The sequence below is a fragment of the Roseovarius albus genome (assembly GCF_900172335.1).
In the GTDB taxonomy this organism is placed as follows: Bacteria; Pseudomonadota; Alphaproteobacteria; order Rhodobacterales; family Rhodobacteraceae; genus Roseovarius; species Roseovarius albus.
The window spans coordinates 82659-100729 of sequence record NZ_FWFX01000008.1; the positions used below are offsets into that span (position 1 = coordinate 82659).

The window sequence follows — 18071 nt, forward strand, 5'->3', positions numbered from 1 at the left end:
TCTTTCGGGGTTCGAACCAGGCCTGGATCACGCATTAACATGTCTCTGAAAAGGCTCCAGACCAAGCGAATCATCAATGCAACACGCCGAACACTGTATCTAAAACAACCGTCAATCCATCCGCATCCGCTTGAGTGAAGGCATTCGGTTGATCGCTGTCGATATCGAGAACCCCTAGAAGTTTGCCTGCGCCAGTGTAGACCGGCAAAACCACCTCGGACCGCGTCGAGGTCGAACAGGCGATATGCCCCGCAAATTCTTCGACATCATCGACCAGCTGCACCTCACCCGTCCGCGCCGCTGCACCACAGACACCACGCGCAAACGGAATCACCAGACAGCCATGTCCGCCCTGATACGGCCCGATCTTCATAAGCTCTGGCTCTGTCACGCGATAGAACCCTGTCCAGTCAAACCGGTCATCCGCATGGTGCAGTTCACACACCACTGTCGCCATCAGTGCCACTTCGTCGGTCTCGCCGTCACACAGCGCAGTAATGACCTTTTGCACTTCATCGTAATCAATTCGCATGGCTTTAACCTTCTCTTGCCATCAAGGCATCCACATGCGCCGCCGCACTCGCCGCCAACGCCTGCAGATCGTATCCACCCTCAAGGCTGGATACGACTCGCCCCTGACAACTTTCACCCGCCAGATCGCAGATCGCGCTGGTCACCCACGCAAAATCCGCCTCGGTCAGGCGCAGGCTGGCCAGCGGATCAGCGGCATGGGCATCGAACCCGGCAGACACCAAGATGAACTCGGGCTCAAACGCTGCCACAGCGGGTAAAATTTCCTGCCCCCAGACCTGCCGAAATTCGGTACTGCCCATGCCATCACGCAAAGGCACATTCAAAACATTGCCGTGTTTGCCGGTCTCATGCGCTCCACCCGTACCCGGAAACAGCGGCATCTGATGGGAAGAGGCAAAAAACACCCGCGCCTCATCTTGCAGCAAATCTTGTGTGCCATTGCCGTGATGCACATCGAAATCCACCACGGCCACGCGGCTCAATCCATGCCGTTCCAGCGCATGCTTGGCCGCAATCGCCACGGTCCCGAACAGACAAAACCCCATTGGAATTTCATATTCAGCATGGTGCCCCGGAGGGCGACAGGCGACAAAAGCATTTAGCACATCACCCGCCATCACCATATCCACCGCCTTCACCGCGCCACCCGCGGCGCGCAGCGCCGCATTCAAGGATTCCGGCGACATCCAGGTATCGCCATCGATGGGCTTAATGCCTGTCTCAGGTAGTTCTTGTTCAATTACATCGATATGAGACTGCGGATGCGCCAGTAGTATGTCCTCTGATTTCGCCAATGGCGCATCGATGCGTTGTAAATTTTTGCCCTCAAGCGCCGCCAAAATCGCGTCTAACCGATCGATACATTCCGGGTGCCCGGGCGGCGTGACATGTTTCAGGCAATCGGCATGGGTGAGTAGCGCTGTGGTCATTTTTTGCCTCTTGGTAATTGTCGACACCCTAAGCGACGCTCGCTGGCTTGTCTTGCGGAATTTCCCGGCATTGCATTGCTGAGCAACAAGATCAAATCCATCCAGCTATCGCCCGCGCACCCAACCACTTTGTTTCGATTTAAACCGCACCAAAACCCATACCCAGCCAAACACCACGAAACCAACGGGATCAACCAGAAGTAACTTCAACATATCGATTGAACCAAGCTTGATCTTGTCGTCATTTTTCATCAGATCAGGGTAAAGATGGGCAACTTCCTCGACGCCAACATCCTGCCTCCGCCTGACTCTCACAAGTTTTTTTAGCCCCTCGATCATTGGCCAATGATATCGTGCAGGCACTTCAACCCGCTCATCAGGAGCAAAGTTCAAACGGACAAAAGTGTCATCTGACATGATGTCTGGAAAGGCTGCCCAACGCGCGCGCCCCATGCGATTGAGAGCAAAGAGACCTGCTCCAACACCACCAGATTTAACAAAGGGGAGGCGCTGCCAAAAACGAGCGTATTGTTTGGTAACCCAGGACTTCGCGGGCATTACCTGAAGAGTCCCCGTTGCATAACGCGGCATGTCTACCGAAAGCGCCTGAAACAACTGCCCCAACAACTCTGGATCACAACGAACGTCTGCATCGAGATAGACAAGGCATGTTCCTTTTGCTTCCGCCTCACCTGCATTCAAGGCGTTCGTTTTCCCCGGCTTGGAAACATCCAGAACAGCAAGAGACCAACCGAGCGTGTCAAATGCTGATGCATATGAGCGCGCAACCTCAATTGTACGATCTGTACAGGCGTTGGCGGCAACAATAACTTCGACACAGGCGTCCGTTTCCACCTGTGCAAGCAACGACTTCAGGCACCCGCCAATATAGGACTCTTCATCCCGGGCCGCGATGATCACGCTGATCCCAGTGCGTTCGATTTTCTTGTCTCGGGTTTCGCTCATTCGGCTGACTTTGTTGCGGGCCATTTCAGGCCAGTGTTACGTGATGTTTCAATGAATGGAAACTCAGCAGCACTAAGTGGTCAATCTCAATACGTTTTGTGTATGGATCAGTAATCGCCCTAACGGTTGATCGTTTGGGTGATCTGGGCACATAGTGAGCGCCAAGCAGTATTAATTTGAGTGAAAGAGAGCAAAATGCGAATTGGCTACATGATGAATATCTACCCTGTGCCAAGCGCGACTTTCATCAGACGTGAAATAAGGGCGCTGGAAGCGCAGGAGATTCATGTTTCCAGATTTGCCACCCGAAAATCAAAAGACCCTTTGGTAGATACCGGCGATCAAAACGAACAATACAAGACACAATATCTTCTGTCGGGAAATGTGCCGGGCCTTTTGAAAAGTGTTTTTGCTGAACTGATCCGAAATCCTTTGGGGCTGTTTCGGGCTATGTCTGTGACGGCCAAGCTTGCCTACAATGCCGGGGGCGGTGTCATCAGGCATGTCGCCTATTTGCTCGAAGCAGTTGCGCTCAAGCAAAATGCAGAGACTGATCAACTTGAGCACATCCACGCGCATTTTTCGACGAACACGGCGGTCGTCGCATTGCTGTCCCATCGCATGGGTGGTCCCGGCTACAGCTTCACGGCGCATGGCCCCGACGAGTTTGTCGATAGAAGCGCGTCTTCTCTCGCTCTGAAAATTAATGAGGCCCGTTTTGTCGTGGCCATCTCTCATTTTTGTAAAACCATTCTTGCCAGTACAGCGGGGATGGAGGCGTGGGATAAAATTCATATCGTGCGGTGTGGTCTGGATTTCGCCGATTTTCCCGTGAGCGAAGCATCGTTCGAAGACACCAGCCCGTTCGTATGTGTGGGCCGCCTGTGTCCGCAGAAGGCCCAGGTTCTGATCGTCGCCGCGATCTCGCAGATCGTACAAGAGTACCCTAATATTCGCGTGCAAATGATCGGCGACGGGGAATCTCGTACAGACGTTGAAACAGTCATTGAGCGCCACAATCTGCAATCAAATGTCGAATTACTTGGCTGGAAAGACAATGAAGAAGTTCGAGCCCTGCTGGGCCAATCGCGGGCTCTGCTATTGCCCAGCTTCGCCGAAGGTTTACCCGTCGCAATTATGGAAGCCTTTGCACTCGGGCGACCCGCGATCTCGACCTATATCGCCGGAATACCCGAGCTTGTCGATGAACAATGCGGATGGATCATACCCGCAGGGTCGGAAGGTCATATTGCCGATGCAATACGATCCGCGCTGAGTGCTTCACCAGATGAATTGATTGAGCTTGGTCTTGAAGGGCGTGATCGAGTGATCGAATCGCATGACATCAAAGTGAATGCAGAGAAACTCGCGGGCCACTTTCGAGAAGCCATCGCATCAAAGCAATAATCTGGGGTCGCTCCAAGGCACCAACAATCCGCGATACAGGCTTGATTATTTCTTGAATGTTGCTGATTTGCGCCGGTCGTTATTGATACGGCGACTCACATTGAAACTACCCTTTAGAATTGCTACCATATTGCCATGGTCCGGTATATTTCTCCGGATTGATGTGCAACTCAGGAGGACAATGTCCTGTCTAATACGACTGATGCGGCCGGCACCGCAGATCATGAAGCCTCGGACACAGGGGCCAGCATGAGCGCAGACAGCGAAACGCAACTCTCGCATATCCTTTCCTCACTTGACGATGATAAGGCCGAAGATATCGTGCAGATTGATCTGCGCGGAAAATCTCCTATGGGTGATTACATGATCATCTGTTCGGGCCGGTCTTCACGTCAGGTCGCGGCCATCGCCGACAAATTGACCATGCGCCTGAAGCGCGATCTGAATGTCCTGACCAAGGTTGAAGGCAAAGATGCCGGTGACTGGGTACTAATCGACACAGGCGACATCATCGTCCATGTCTTCCGCCCCGAAGTGCGCGAGTTTTATCAGCTTGAAAAAATGTGGCTGCCAAATGCGCAGGCCGCAAGCACAACCAGCTGAATGCGGGCCCATATCTGTGCTGTTGGGCGTATGCGCCCCGGCCCCGAGCGGGATCTACTCGACGATTATCTGAAACGCTTTGACCGAACCGGCCGCGCCCTAGGGCTCGGCCCGGCGTCAATGACTGAGGTCGAAGACAAAAAGGGCGGCGGTATGAGTGCCGAAGCCCCTTTGTTAGACCGCGCTATTCCCAAAGGCGCCTATGTCGTGGCTATGGATGAACGCGGCAAATTACTAACGTCCCCACAATTTGCCGATCTGATTGCGCGCCAACGGGATGCCGGGCGCTCGGACATGGCTTTTGTCATCGGCGGGGCGGACGGCATTGCACCGGATTTGCGTGCAAAGGCCGATTTCAAACTGTCATTTGGCTCGATGGTGTGGCCCCACATGCTGGCACGGGTGATGCTATCTGAGCAGCTCTACCGCGCCGCCTCGATTCTCGCTGGCGCGCCGTATCACCGGGTTTGACACACACGGCCGAGTTGGCCTGTGTGTTGACAGAGCCACCGGGCAGATGTTGCCTTTTCTCAGCATCCTCTTGCGCCAAAGTAATCCAGTCAGCTACCTCAAACCCAGCCGGATGAGCCAGAAAATACAGCTTTTTGAGAAAAAACACACTGAAGTAAAAACTGTTAACGCAAACGCAGTTTCCCCCATCCAAGCAAGCCGTTAGAAGGACCCCGTAACACCCGGAGGTCCTATGAGCATACCCAAACCAGTTGTCCTATGCATTCTTGATGGTTGGGGTCTGTCCGATACGGTCGAAGGGAATGCGCCTGCGCTTGCGAACACCCCCAATTTCGACCATTTGATGCAAACCTGCCCAAACAACACCTTGCTCACCCATGGGCATGACGTAGGCCTGCCCGAAGGCCAGATGGGCAATTCAGAAGTGGGGCACATGAACATCGGCGCAGGCCGGATCGTGGAAATGGACCTTCGCCGGATTGACCATGCGATTGAAACCGGCACTTTTGCGGATCTCCCCGGGTTGAATCGTTTCTCTGAAGCCGTTCTGGCAACAGGCGGTACCGCGCATCTACTGGGCGTTTTGTCTGATGGCGGTGTGCACTCGCACATCGAACATATGATTGAAACCGCCCGCGTATTGGTGGCCAATGGCCTGCGCGTGGCGATTCACGCCTTTACAGACGGACGCGATGTAGCGCCGGTTTCGGCCAAACACTACCTCGAAGATCTACGCGATGAACTACCTGAAGGAGCCTATATCGCTACGGTTTCCGGCCGCTACTATGCAATGGACCGTGACAACCGCTGGGAACGGGTTGAACTGGCCTATCAGGCACTGGTCATGGCTGAGGGTTACACCGCTGAAAACGCCAGCGCCGCTATCGACAATGCCTATGGCAAGGGACGCACGGATGAATTCATAAAGCCTCGTGTTCTTGGCGACTATCAAGGCATGCAAGACGGTGACGGCATCTTGTGCCTGAACTTCCGCGCCGACCGCGCGCGTGAAATTCTGGCGGCCTTTGCAGCTCCAAACTTTGATGCCTTTGATACTGGAAAACGTCCAAAGTTCGCAATTGTCAGCGGTTTCACCGAGTATTCGCGCAATCATAGCGCCTATATGGACTGCATTTTTCCGGACGAAGTACCGCAAAATACTTTGGCAGAATGGGTCGCACAGCACGGTCGGACCCAGTTTCACACCGCCGAAACCGAAAAGTATCCACATGTAACCTTCTTCCTAAACGGCGGTCGCGAATCCCCGGTTGCGGGTGAGGAACGCTATATGGCCGCCTCTCCCAAGGTTGCCACCTACGATCTGCAACCCGAGATGTCTGCGGCGGATGTAACCATGCATCTCGTTGAGGCTATTGAGAACCGCTTTGATCTGATCATTGTGAACTATGCCAATCCAGATATGGTGGGCCACACCGGGGACATCGACGCAGCCATCGTCGCTTGCGAAGCCGTCGATCAGGGGTTGGGCCAAGTTCTGTCAGCGCTGGAACAGGTCAAGGGCGCCATGATCGTCACCGCAGACCATGGCAATTGCGAAATGATGATCGATCCCAAGTCTGGAGGGCCGCACACCGCGCATACACTCAACCCAGTGCCAGTCATCCTGACCGGTGGGCCTGAGGGAACCGATTTGCGTAGCGGACGTCTGGCGGATCTGGCTCCAACCGTGTTAGATCTGATGGGATTACCCCTCCCGCCAGAGATGACCGGTCAAACCTTGATGACATGAAACGCCTGATTCCTCTTTGCACGCTGATCTTTGCCAGTCTCGCGCAGGCTCAGGATGGGCCCGCCCAGGTGCGCCCGCAGGCGCGTTCAACCCCAGCAGATGACGCTCGGGCAGCTTCGGTGAAGCTGGAACGCGCGACCGAAATGCTCGATAGCGCCAAGAGCGCGCGCAATCGTGTCAAAGCGCTGACCGCTACAATCCATGCCTACGAAGACGGACTTCAAGCCATGCGCGAGGGCTTGCGTCGAGCCGCCATCCGCGAATCCACGCTGATCGCCGAGCTGAACAGTCGCGAAGCCGAGCTTGCAAAGCTTCTGGGCGTTTTGCAAAGCGTTGAGCGAACCCCTGCCCCAGCCTTGCTTATTCACCCCGCCGGTCCGATGGGCACCGCCCGGTCCGGCATGATCCTGGCTGATGTAACGCCGGGCCTGAACCAAAAGACTGATCAGCTTCGCCGGACCCTGCAAGAAGTCAGCATTTTGCGTAGCCTGCAACAAACCGCAGCCGACACCTTGTCCGAGGGTCTCGGCAATGCGCAGGCAGCCCGCTCCGAACTCAGCCAGGCGATTTCCAACCGCACCAATCTGCCCCGCCGCTTTACCGAAGATCCGATACAAACCGCACTACTGATCGCCTCAACTGAAACGTTGGAAAACTTTGCCAGTGGCCTCAGCACCATCGCGGTGAACGAAGTCCCCGGCAGCCTGCCTGACATAACTGATCGGAAGGGTGAGTTGCCTTTGCCGGTACAAGGCCAAATTCTACGCCGCCCGAATGAGGCGGATGCCGCCGGTGTGCAACGCCCAGGGCTGATCATGGCCACCCGCCCCCACGCCCTTGTGATTACTCCGGCCGCTGCCACTATTCGTTTCCACGGTCCATTGCTGGACTATGGCAATGTGGTGATTCTCGAACCTCAGTCTGGGATCCTGCTGATCCTCGCTGGGCTCGATATTGTCTACGGCAATGTCGGAGAAGTCCTTCCCGGTGGCAGCCCCGTGGGGCTGATGGGTGGGGATCACGCGCAATCCGACGCTCTTTTGATCGAAAATGATCAAGGGGGTGGTACTGCCCAGTCAGAAACGCTTTATATAGAGCTGAGACACGATAATGTTCCGGTGGACCCAACCCTATGGTTCAGCACCGACAAGCAAGGATGACCAAAAGATGAAAAAATTCCTGATGGCTGCCGCCGCCGGCACTTTGACCGGGGCAATCGTCACCACGCAGGTCGCCGCCCCATTGCTGGCACAGGAAGCTGAAAAATCCGCGAATGTTTACGAACAGTTGGATTTGTTCGGAAACATATTTGAACGCATCCGCGTACAATATGTCGAAGAAGTCGATGAGGGCGACCTGATCGAGGCCGCGATCAACGGCATGCTCACCTCGCTTGATCCGCACTCGAGTTATTTGTCGCCTGATGATGCCGCCGACATGAGGGTTCAAACCCGTGGCGAGTTTGGCGGTCTTGGCATCGAAGTCACGCAAGAAGATGGATTCGTTAAAGTGGTGTCACCGATCGATGACACCCCCGCCGATGAGGCAGGCGTCGAGGCGGGCGATTTCATCACCCACGTTGATGGTGAGAGCGTTCTTGGCCTCACCCTCGATGAAGCGGTCGATATGATGCGCGGCCCTGTTGGTTCCGAGATTATCATCACCATCGCCCGTGAAGGCGAAACGGAGCCTTTTGACCTGACAATTACGCGCGATACCATCAAGCTGACAGCAGTCCGTGTCCGCAAGGAACAAGACAGCGTTGTCTTGCGTGTCACGACGTTCAATGATCAAACCTTCAAAAACCTTGAAAACGGTTTAGCTGAACAAATCGAAGAATCCGGTGGCGTCGACAATGTCAATGGCGTCATTCTGGATCTGCGCAACAACCCAGGCGGATTGTTGACACAAGCCATCAAAGTCTCTGACGCTTTTCTCGACAAGGGTGAGATTGTATCAACCCGAGGACGCGATCCACAAGATGGCGAGCGTTTCAACGCAACAGAAGGCGACCTGATTGCGGGCAAGCCCATGGTCGTTCTGATTAATGGCGGCTCGGCCAGCGCATCTGAAATTGTCGCTGGCGCTCTGCAGGACCACCGCCGTGCCATCGTGGTCGGGACCAAAAGCTTTGGGAAAGGCTCGGTGCAGACCGTCATGCCACTGCCTAGTGACGGAGCGATGCGCCTGACCACTGCGCGATACTACACCCCATCAGGCCGCTCCATTCAGGCTTTGGGTGTTTCCCCTGACATCATTGTGGAACAACCGCGCCCGAAACCGGAAGCCGAGGAAGAGGAAGATACTCCAACCTTTGGTGCCCGTTCCGAGGCAGACCTGCGCGGCAGCCTGAACAATGACAGTCTTTCTGAGGATGAAATCCGCCAGATTGAAGAAGACCGCGCCCGCGCCGAAGAGGCCGCCCAGCTGCGCGAAGACGATTATCAGCTGGCCTACGCCATCGACATCCTCAAAGGCTTGTCAGCGCTCAAGACTGAGGAATAAGCCAGACACATCGAACAAAAAAACGGGCCTCCATTTCTGGAGGCCCGTTTTTTGAGTCTTTTTATATCTAAAACACTACGCTGCTTTTTTGCGCCGCAGGCCGAACAGCCCGCCAAGGCCCGCAAGCAAAAGCCAACCAGCCGCTGGTAATGGGATAACCGCTGGCGTGCCATCAATCGCTGCGATCAAGAACTCGGGCGTATTGTAGCCATTGCGTTGCGATGATGCGCTAAAATCCAATTTGATCCAGTAATCATCATTGGCAATTAGACTGCCCAGCCCCACCGAGGTGATCAACTGTGTCCCTGTATCTCCGGAAACCCCTGAGTTAGTGACGTCATCAAAGGTCGCCACCTCGACACCACTGGTATCGTGAACCACCACTTGCTCAAAGAAGTTTTGCGGGTCATTGCTACCTGCCAAATCCAGATCTTCAAAAAACAGATTTAGCGTGGAGTTCCCGCCTTCAACATTAGTGAACTTGAGCCACATGCTTAAGATCAAACCGCCGAAACCCGCGTCTGCGTTCAAGCCACAACCGCTGCTGCCAAATGTGCAGTTACTTCCTCCAAGTGGGATGAAATAGCCAATAATGTCAGCCGCCAGCGCGCTGGTTCCCGCAGCATCCGCAAGGAGCGCCGCTTGCTCACTTCCACTTGGCGTTGGTTGACCAACTACCGTTGTATTTGAGCCGTTGCCCAAAACAGCCGATCCAATCGTGGCGGCTTGTACGCCACATGCAATGCCACAGACCATTGCACTCGCAACAATCGGTGACTTCAAACTAATTCCCATCTGGAAAGTCCTCCTAAAAACTTCACTCGTTAGAAACCGCACCACAAAATCTAATATTGATGAGGAAAATCAATCAATTAGATTTAGACACCATCCAAACATTGGCCACACATACACGGCCGATTTTTGAAATAACTTAAATTTGAGACGAAGGCAAATTATGTCCGCTTGCGGACCCAATTATGACGAAAATTTGACCAATCCAACCTGAACCACGCTTTTTGTTCCTTGGTAAAGTTAATCGGGATTAACCTTGAACTTCAAAATGATCTTCGCGCAGTAGCGCATTACCATCTTCCTGCAGAACCCAAAGTTCCTTGGTGATGATGCCGTGGGCATTGTTCATCGACCAAGACGCTGAAATAACCACTGACTTTTCGTCGACCACTTCAACTTTCACATCGGTATAGCTGACCTCTGAAAATCCTTTGCCAATCAGGTCTTGCCAAAACGCCTCGATAGCCTCTCGCCCTTTAAATTCTCCAAAGGGTGTCACAACCATCAATGCATCCTGCTCGTAACACGACGCACATCCGGCAGCATCTCCTCCATTAAAGGCCGCTTTCCATTGGTTCAATTTGCTTTGCGCTGCAGCTTCAATTGTTCCCGTCATCTCAGTCTCCTGTCAGGCTTCAATTGCCACCCATCTGACCATAGACTCGCGATCAATCAAGCTTGATTGTCTTTATATATAGTTTATCAATGCTAAACTATGAACTTGAACCCTAATGACCTTTTGATCTTTCTGGCTGTCACGGAAACCCAAAGCATGACGGCAGCAGCCGATCAGGCTGGGATTTCTAAGTCAGCAGTCAGTCAGGCCCTGAAGCGGCTCGAAGACACAATCGGTGCGAAATTACTGTTTCGGACAACCCGCTCAATGTCTTTGACCAACGCAGGGGCAAAACTCGTCCCCGCCTGTCAGGCCCTCAGGGCCGCGCAGCAGGATATTGACCACATCTGCAAGGATGCAAATGCCGGACATGGCCAGAGCCTGACAATCACCGCGCCGCACGCCCTTTGCCAATCCGTTCTCATTCCTCTGTTATCTGATTTAGCCCGAATGCAGAGTTTAAAATTCCGCCTCATTGCCGAAGATAGCCCTGTTGATCTGGTTGCGCACCAGATTGATCTGGCCATTCGCGTCGGTGCGACTGCACCGCAATCCGCACGGATTTCTCGTATTGGCACCCTTCGTGAAAGTATCTACTGCACTGCGACATACCTTGAGCAAGTGGGAGGTGCTCCGAAGTCCTTGTCTGGCCTGTCGGATTGGTCCCATATCGCTAATGACTGGCAGGGTGATCCGATCCGTTACCAAGCAATCACCGGAGAGACTTTGCAAGTCTCCCCAATCGTCCGATGCAATACAGTACTTGGTGTTACATCCTTTGTTGAACAGCACGTCGGAGTTGCTTTGCTTCCCGAACTTCTAGCCGCAAAATTACCCACCTTTGTGTCTGTATACCCCATTTCAGAAACCCCGATTTATGCTCTACACCAGCACGGGAAAACGCCCCCACCCGAGGTGAGGGCGCTGATCGGGAAGCTCAGACAAGCCTTGCGATAGGCATATTCAACCCGTTTCACGAATCCCGGTCATAACGATTATGAAGCGATCAGAGTGATCACAAAGAAGATCAGGGCTGATAACGTCGCTGCGGCAGGCACTGTGATGACCCAAGCTGCGATGATCGTCATAAAATGTGACCGGCGCACCAGCTTGCGGCGACGCCGTTCTTCTTGAGGCCGCGCATTTGCAGAAGGCATCGCGATGCGCGCCTTCTTCATGCGGCGCTCGGCATCCCATTCCCGGAAGAACCCAACTCCGAACACACCACCAACGGCAATGTGGGTTGAACTCACTGGCAAGCCCAACCAACTGGCCACAATCACGGTGATCGCCGCAGATAGCGCAACGCAGTAGGCCCGCATCGGGTTCAGCTTGGTGATTTGGCTACCCACCATGCGGATCAACTTGGGGCCAAACAGGAACAGACCAAATGAAATCCCCAAAGCGCCAATGACCATCACCCAGAGTGGAATGGAAACCGCGGCCGTGAAATCCCCTGACTGCGAGGCCTGAACAATGGCCGCCAAAGGCCCAACCGCATTGGCAACATCGTTGGCACCGTGCGCAAAGCTCAGCAACGCGGCAGAGACCACTAATGGAATTCCGAACAAAACCTTTAGCGACTTGTTGCGGTTCTCCAACCCAATCGACTGTTTCTTGATCACTGGAATCATCACCGCCCAGACCACGGCACCGACTGTTGCACCGATCATCAGCGCGGTCAGCAGGTCAATCTTGATGACTTTCTTCAGGCCCTTCAACGCAAGATACGTCGCAAAGGCACCCCCCATGATCCCCACAAGCACAGGCACCCATTTGCGTGCGGCAGCAATTTTATCATCCTGATAAATGATGCGCGCTTTGATGAACCACAAAAAGGCAGCGGCAATCGCCCCGCCTAACACAGGCGAAATCACCCAGCTTGCTGCAATTTTGCCCATCGTGGCCCAGTTCACAGCGGCGAACCCAGCAGCGGCAATGCCCGCCCCCATTACGCCGCCCACAACCGAGTGCGTCGTGGAAACAGGCGCGCCAACCCATGTTGCAAGATTCACCCAAAGTGCCGCAGACAACAGCGCCGCCAACATCGCCCAGATAAAGACCGACGCCGTTTGCATGCTTTCTGGTGCAATGATGCCTTTGGCAATGGTCGACACAACGTCCCCCCCAGCCAGCAAAGCCCCCGCACTTTCAAAGATCGCCGCAATCGCAATCGCGCCGCCCATGGTCAACGCATTCGCGCCCACGGCTGGCCCCATGTTGTTGGCCACATCATTTGCGCCGATGTTCAACGCCATATAGGCACCAAAGCCTGCAGCGATGATTACAATAAATGTGTTTGTGGATTCGCCAAAAAAGATCATCGCCAGCAGGCTGGCCAGCACGATAAAGATCAGCGAGATACCCGGTCCGACCATCGGGCGGGCCACGTAGGCTGTTGCCCTTTCAAGATTTGAAAGACGTTCCAGATCCCGGTCCAGCGTCTCTAGGTGGCGCGTCTCTAAATCATTGTTGGACATTTCCAATCTCTCCGCTGGCCCATGTTCAGCCGTGCGGGTAGCAGAAATATCAACACTGCTCAATCAGCAGTCGTCAAGGGTTCAAGATTTGTTAGTGGATATCGAGATATTCTCGTCAACCTAGTGCCCCATTTACCGCAGCAAATGGAACACAAATCGGTAATTTTCTAGAATCACTCCGACGCTGTTCAGCGCTTCTTCAGACTCTCCAAAACTTGTTTGCTTGCATAGCCATCTGCCTTCAGTCCAACAGATTTTTGATACGCGACAATGGCCTTGCGTGAGTTCGGCCCAATGATTCCATCGATTTTTTCGATTTTGTACCCTTTACGCTTGAGGCGTTTTTGCACCTCTTTGCGCCCTTCAAAGCTCAATGGTTCATAACCGCGCGGCCACTTGCCTTGGATCGGAGGTTTGCCCGCAAGACGATCACTCAGATGGCCAACCCCCATCACGTAAGCATCAGAGTTGTTATAGCGCGTAATGACCTTGAAGTTGTTGAAGGTCATGAAAGATGGCCCGGCCTTGCCCGCAGGCTGGTAGATTGACGCGCTGCCATAGTCGCGCACGGGGCGCCCCTGCATGTCGACCACGCCTTTTTGTGCCCAAGCCGAAGGCATCCTTTTAGTATCACGCGAAACACTGAATCCTTTGGGAACACGTACTTCGACGCCCCAAGGTTGGCCTTTCTTCCAGCCGAACCGTTTCAGGTAAGCCGCCGTTGAGGCCAGCGCGTCAGATGGGTCATCCGACCAGATATCACGACGGCCATCACCGGTGAAGTCAACGGCATAGGCCTGATATGATGTTGGGATGAACTGCGTATGGCCCATCGCCCCAGCCCATGACCCCTTCATGTTCTTTGGCGTGGTATCTCCGGATTGCAGAATTTTCAGAGCCGCGATCAACTGCTTTTCAAAAAACGCCCCACGGCGGCCATCATAGGCTAGCGTTGCAGTGGCCTCGACCACCGGAATGGTACCGCGACGTTCGCCATAGGTGCTTTCCATGCCCCAGACGGCAGCAACGACTTCTTTCTCAACGCCATAAGCCTTTTCGATCCTATCCAGCGAACGTTTGTGTTTCTTCAGGGCCTTCTTGCCATTCTCTACCCGAACGGGCGAAGTGGCGTTATCAAGGTAGTCCCAAATCTGGCTTTTGAATTCCGACTGATTGCGGTCTTTCTTGATGATGTCGGTATTGTAGCGCACATTTTTGAACGCGCGATCAAACACTTGTGGACTAATGCCCTGTGCCAATGCGCGGCCTCTGAATCCTCTGATCCATTGGTCAAACCCGGCATTCCCTGTACCTGTTTTGATCACCAGATCCGAAGAACCATCTTGCAAACGCTCTGGCCGCACAACCGGGCGCAACACTTTTTGCGGTGCGACGGATGCAACAGTAAATGTCTCTTCAAGGGTCAGTGAAGGCCGCTCTTTTGGCCGCAATGAGGTCTCAACCGGGGCTGCAATCGCCACCGTTGCAAAGCCTGAAATCGCCGAAAAAAGAATAAAACTACGCATTGCTCAGCCTCATAGCCATGTTTTCCTCAAACATAGCTCGGCCTTTGCAAAATCAAAAGCTTTCAATCACGACGAGTGCGAACTCTTGCTGGTTACTTACGGCTCCGCTTGACCTGGCGCTTGCCCTTATCGGTTTTACGCTTGGATTTTGAGAACTTATGCTTTGAACCACGTCCCCGGCCAGATCCACCTTCGCGTTTGATCACCTTTCCATCAAGGCTGATCAATTCCAGTGCAACGCCGCCTGTAACCGGGGCTGCCTCGCTTAGCTTGACCGTCACGCGCTGCCCCAGCCCGATGACAATTCCGGTGTCAGAGCCGGTCAAAGTCCCGGCATCGCGATCCAGATGATAATATTCGCGCCCCAAGGCACGCATCGGAATAAGGCCATCAGCCCCGGTTTCATCCAACCGCACAAAGGCCCCAAACTTGGCGATCCCGCTGATACGACCGGTGAATTCCTCGCCCAGACGCTCTGACAGGAAGGCCGCAAGGTAGCGATCATTGGTATCGCGTTCCGCAATCATCGAGCGGCGTTCAGTATCGGAAATATGCTGTGCCGTGCTTTCCAGCCGCTCAATATCGCGTGGTTGCAGGCCATCATCGCCCCAACCATGTGCCGACACCAACGACCGGTGCACGATCAGATCAGCATAACGCCGAATAGGAGAGGTAAAATGCGAATAAGAGCGAAGCGCCAAACCAAAATGCCCTATATGAACGGGGGCGTAATAGGCCTGCGTCATCGCCCGCAAGGTGGACATGTTGACGACCTCTGCATGATCTGTACCTGCGGCGGCATGGAGCAATTTGTTCAAATGCTCAGTTTTCAGCACCTGCCCTTTGGCCAAGACCAATCCCGCCGATTGCGCCACCTCACGCAGGGATTCCAGTTTCTCTGGCGCGGGTTCTTCGTGGACGCGGAACAGTTGTGGGGACTTCTTCGCAAGCAGCGTTTCAGCAGCCGCCACGTTGGCTAGCACCATGCATTCTTCGATCAGTTTGTGGGCATCATAGCGTTCGGCAAAGCTCACCGATGTGACCTTGCCTTCATCGCTTAGCACGACCTTGCGCTCGGGCAGGTCCAGATCCAGCGGCTGGCGTTGCTGCCGTGCAGCTTTGAGCGCGGCATAGGCAGCATAAAGTGGCTCGATTACTTCTTCCATCAGCGGCGCGCATTTGTCATTTGGCGCGCCATCAATCGCCTGCTGCACTTCAGCATAATTCAGAGACGCCAAAGATTTCATCAACCCACGCACAAAGCGTTGGTCAATTTTGTTGCCCTGCGCATCGATCTGCATCCGCACGGCCAGACAGGCCCGCGGCACGCCCTCGTGCAGAGAACACAGATCGCCAGACAAACGATCCGGCAGCATCGGCACCACCCGATCTGGGAAATAGCTGGAGTTGCCACGTTTGCGCGCCTCTGCATCCAGCGCAGAATTGGGGCGCACGTAATGTGCGACATCGGCGATGGCGACCCAAATGATATGACCGCCTTCGTTCTTTGGGTCATCATCCGCATGCGCCCAGACTGCATCATCGTGATCACGCGCATCGGGTGGGTCAATCGTCACCAATGGCAGATCGCGCAAGTCTTCACGGCCGCTCAATCCCGCGGGCTTCATGCCATCCGCCTCGGAAATCACCTCATCCGGAAACGCATCAGGGATGCCATGCTGATGTATGGCAATCAGAGACACTGCCTTGGGCGCAGTTGGATCGCCCAGCCGGTCGGTGACGCGCGCGCGTGGCAGGCCCATACGGCCCTTGGGTCCGGCCTGCTCAGCCTCAACCAGCTCGCCATCTTTGGCACCGCGCACGCCGTCCACCGCAACCAGCCACTCTTTGCTATCGCCCTTGTCGATAGGCACAATGCGCCCGCCCTCGGCCCCTTTGCGGAAGATCCCGAGTACCTTGCGCGGGTTGGTTCCGATCCGGCGGATCAGGCGCCCTTCGTATTGGTAATCTTCGCCCTGGACCTCTTGCAGGCGGGCCAAAATACGATCTCCTTGCCCCAAGGCCGGATCCCCCGCACGTGGGATCATCAACACCAGCGGCTCATCGCCCTCACCATGCCATTCCAAAGCCGAGGCAGTCAGATCGCCATCAACCGTCTGCCCCGAGACGCGCAAAACGCTGACCGGTGGCAATTTTTCTGGATCACGGTAGGTTTTCTTGGCCTTCGTCAGATGGCCCTCTGCCTCCAGCTCCTTGAGCATACGTTTCAGGTCAATCCGCGCGGCCCCTTTGATTCCAAACGCGCGGGCAATGTCGCGCTTAGCCGTTTTGGTCGGGTTGTCGGAGATCCACTCGAGAATTTCGGTTTTGCTTGGCATCTTGTTCATGGCGCCGCCGTAACACGTTCGGCAAGGCGGCGACAGAGGAATACATCTGCGCCTCCCAACAAGTCTTGCCGATTGACAAATATCCATCACCCGTCAGAGATGGAGCATGACCATTGAAACGCTTCTTTCACAATTTCCAAGAGCCCGCATGGGCCATTTGCCCACGCCACTTGAACCGATGCCCAATCTGGGGGCGGAACTTGGCCTTGATTTATGGGTCAAGCGAGACGATTGCACCGGCATCGGCATGGGCGGCAACAAAGTTCGACAGCTGGAGTTCTACCTCGGCAAAGCGCAAGAACAGCGTGCAACGCAGGTGCTGATCACCGGGGCGGTACAGTCCAATTTTGTCCGCACGACGGCGGCCATGGCGGCGCGCCTTGGCATGGGATGCCATATCCAGCTCGAGGAACGCGTGCCCAATCCATCAACGCTTTACCGCGAAAATGGCAATGTGTTGCTCAGTAAGCTAATGGGGGCCACGCTCTATAGCTATCCAGAAGGGGAAGACGAGGCCGGTGCGGACCGACGCTTGGGTGAGATCGCGCGGAAATTGGAACAGACCGGCGAAGTGCCCTTCATCGTGCCGCTCTCTGCCGACCAGCCGCCGACAGGCGCCCTGGGCTATGTTGATGCCGCACGAGAGCTGAGTGAACAGGCCAAGGATTTCGATGCGATCTTCATCGCGTCCGGCTCCGCCCTTACCCATTGCGGAACGCTCTTCGGTCTGCGTCTCATCGACGATCAAACCCCCGTCATAGGGATTTGCGTGCGCCGAGATGCCGAGCAACAAACCGTACGCGTCCGTCGGCGGCTTAACGATCTGGCGCAGTTGATAGGCTGCGAAAACCCCGTGCGGGATCAAGACATTGTTCTGGATGATCGCGCCCTTGCGCCGGGATATGGCAAGATGTCAGACGACACCCAAAAAGCCATAACGCTGGCAGCCAATACAGAAGGTCAGTTTCTGGACCCGACCTATACCGGCAAGGTGATGGCAGGGCTGATGAAGCATGCGCCAGTGCATCGTGGACAGAAGGTTCTTTTTTGGCACACCGGAGGGCAGCCCGCGATCTTTGCCTATGCAGATGCTTTTGGGTTTAGCCAAACATGATCATCGTCGCTGGCTTGCTCGTGGCCTTCA

16 protein-coding genes are annotated in these 18071 nt (G+C 54.7%); 8 read left to right on the top strand and 8 right to left on the bottom strand.

Features of this window, described 5'->3' with window-relative positions:
- Positions 1-73 precede the first annotated feature (73 nt).
- The 3 genes from msrC to ROA7450_RS13260 all read right to left on the bottom strand — a co-directional run bounded on the left by msrC (position 74) and on the right by ROA7450_RS13260 (position 2453).
- Positions 74-532 (bottom strand): free L-methionine (R)-S-oxide reductase MsrC, encoded by a 459-nt coding sequence (gene msrC, locus ROA7450_RS13250; RefSeq protein WP_085806333.1) that lies wholly within the window; start codon positions 530-532, stop codon positions 74-76.
- 4 nt (positions 533-536) lie between these two features.
- A complete protein-coding gene (locus ROA7450_RS13255) occupies positions 537-1463 on the bottom strand; it encodes a histone deacetylase family protein (protein ID WP_085806334.1) in 927 nt (308 codons plus the stop codon).
- Between the two features lie 105 nt (positions 1464-1568).
- Entirely contained in the window at positions 1569-2453 is an 885-nt protein-coding gene (locus tag ROA7450_RS13260; protein ID WP_234999519.1) for a glycosyltransferase family 2 protein, read from the bottom strand.
- Positions 2454-2624: 171 nt separating this feature from the next.
- Here ROA7450_RS13260 and ROA7450_RS13265 point away from each other — a divergent pair, with 171 nt between their 5' ends.
- From ROA7450_RS13265 to ROA7450_RS13290, 6 genes are all read left to right on the top strand, one after another.
- A complete protein-coding gene (locus ROA7450_RS13265; RefSeq protein WP_085806335.1) occupies positions 2625-3836 on the top strand; it encodes a glycosyltransferase family 4 protein in 1212 nt (403 codons plus the stop codon).
- A 249-nt stretch (positions 3837-4085) separates the two neighbouring features.
- On the top strand, positions 4086-4439 hold the full coding sequence (gene rsfS, locus ROA7450_RS13270) for a ribosome silencing factor (RefSeq protein WP_085806336.1): 354 nt from the start codon (positions 4086-4088) through the stop codon (positions 4437-4439).
- A complete protein-coding gene (gene rlmH, locus ROA7450_RS13275; RefSeq protein WP_085806337.1) occupies positions 4440-4910 on the top strand; it encodes a 23S rRNA (pseudouridine(1915)-N(3))-methyltransferase RlmH in 471 nt (156 codons plus the stop codon).
- Positions 4911-5142: 232 nt separating this feature from the next.
- A complete protein-coding gene (gpmI, locus tag ROA7450_RS13280; RefSeq protein WP_085806338.1) occupies positions 5143-6660 on the top strand; it encodes a 2,3-bisphosphoglycerate-independent phosphoglycerate mutase in 1518 nt (505 codons plus the stop codon).
- Positions 6657-7820: a murein hydrolase activator EnvC family protein gene (locus tag ROA7450_RS13285; protein WP_085806339.1), complete on the top strand. Its 1164-nt coding sequence runs from the start codon at positions 6657-6659 to the stop codon at positions 7818-7820. Before gpmI ends, ROA7450_RS13285 begins: the two co-directional genes overlap by 4 nt.
- A 7-nt stretch (positions 7821-7827) precedes the next feature.
- Positions 7828-9165 carry a S41 family peptidase gene (locus ROA7450_RS13290; RefSeq protein ID WP_085806433.1) on the top strand — a complete coding sequence of 446 codons (1338 nt, stop codon included), beginning with the start codon at positions 7828-7830 and terminating at the stop codon, positions 9163-9165.
- A 75-nt stretch (positions 9166-9240) separates the two neighbouring features.
- Here the strand turns inward: ROA7450_RS13290 and ROA7450_RS13295 are convergent, their stop codons facing one another.
- On the bottom strand, positions 9241-9960 hold the full coding sequence (locus ROA7450_RS13295) for a VPLPA-CTERM sorting domain-containing protein (RefSeq protein WP_085806340.1): 720 nt from the start codon (positions 9958-9960) through the stop codon (positions 9241-9243).
- Positions 9961-10207: 247 nt separating this feature from the next.
- Positions 10208-10573 (bottom strand): YybH family protein, encoded by a 366-nt coding sequence (locus tag ROA7450_RS13300; protein WP_085806341.1) that lies wholly within the window; start codon positions 10571-10573, stop codon positions 10208-10210.
- 99 nt (positions 10574-10672) lie between these two features.
- On the opposite strand from ROA7450_RS13300, the gene ROA7450_RS13305 reads away from it, so the two are divergent.
- Positions 10673-11530 carry a LysR family transcriptional regulator gene (locus ROA7450_RS13305; RefSeq protein ID WP_085806342.1) on the top strand — a complete coding sequence of 286 codons (858 nt, stop codon included), beginning with the start codon at positions 10673-10675 and terminating at the stop codon, positions 11528-11530.
- Between the two features lie 38 nt (positions 11531-11568).
- On the opposite strand, the gene ROA7450_RS13310 is transcribed toward ROA7450_RS13305, so the two are convergent.
- From ROA7450_RS13310 to rnr, 3 genes are all read right to left on the bottom strand, one after another.
- Positions 11569-13053: an inorganic phosphate transporter gene (locus tag ROA7450_RS13310; RefSeq protein WP_085806343.1), complete on the bottom strand. Its 1485-nt coding sequence runs from the start codon at positions 13051-13053 to the stop codon at positions 11569-11571.
- 188 nt (positions 13054-13241) lie between these two features.
- Positions 13242-14579 (bottom strand): lytic murein transglycosylase, encoded by a 1338-nt coding sequence (locus ROA7450_RS13315; RefSeq protein ID WP_085806344.1) that lies wholly within the window; start codon positions 14577-14579, stop codon positions 13242-13244.
- 92 nt (positions 14580-14671) lie between these two features.
- Positions 14672-16927 carry a ribonuclease R gene (gene rnr / locus ROA7450_RS13320; RefSeq protein WP_085806345.1) on the bottom strand — a complete coding sequence of 752 codons (2256 nt, stop codon included), beginning with the start codon at positions 16925-16927 and terminating at the stop codon, positions 14672-14674.
- Between the two features lie 148 nt (positions 16928-17075).
- Between rnr and ROA7450_RS13325 the strand changes: the two genes are divergently transcribed.
- A complete protein-coding gene (locus ROA7450_RS13325; protein WP_234999520.1) occupies positions 17076-18041 on the top strand; it encodes a D-cysteine desulfhydrase family protein in 966 nt (321 codons plus the stop codon).
- Positions 18042-18071 lie beyond the last annotated feature (30 nt).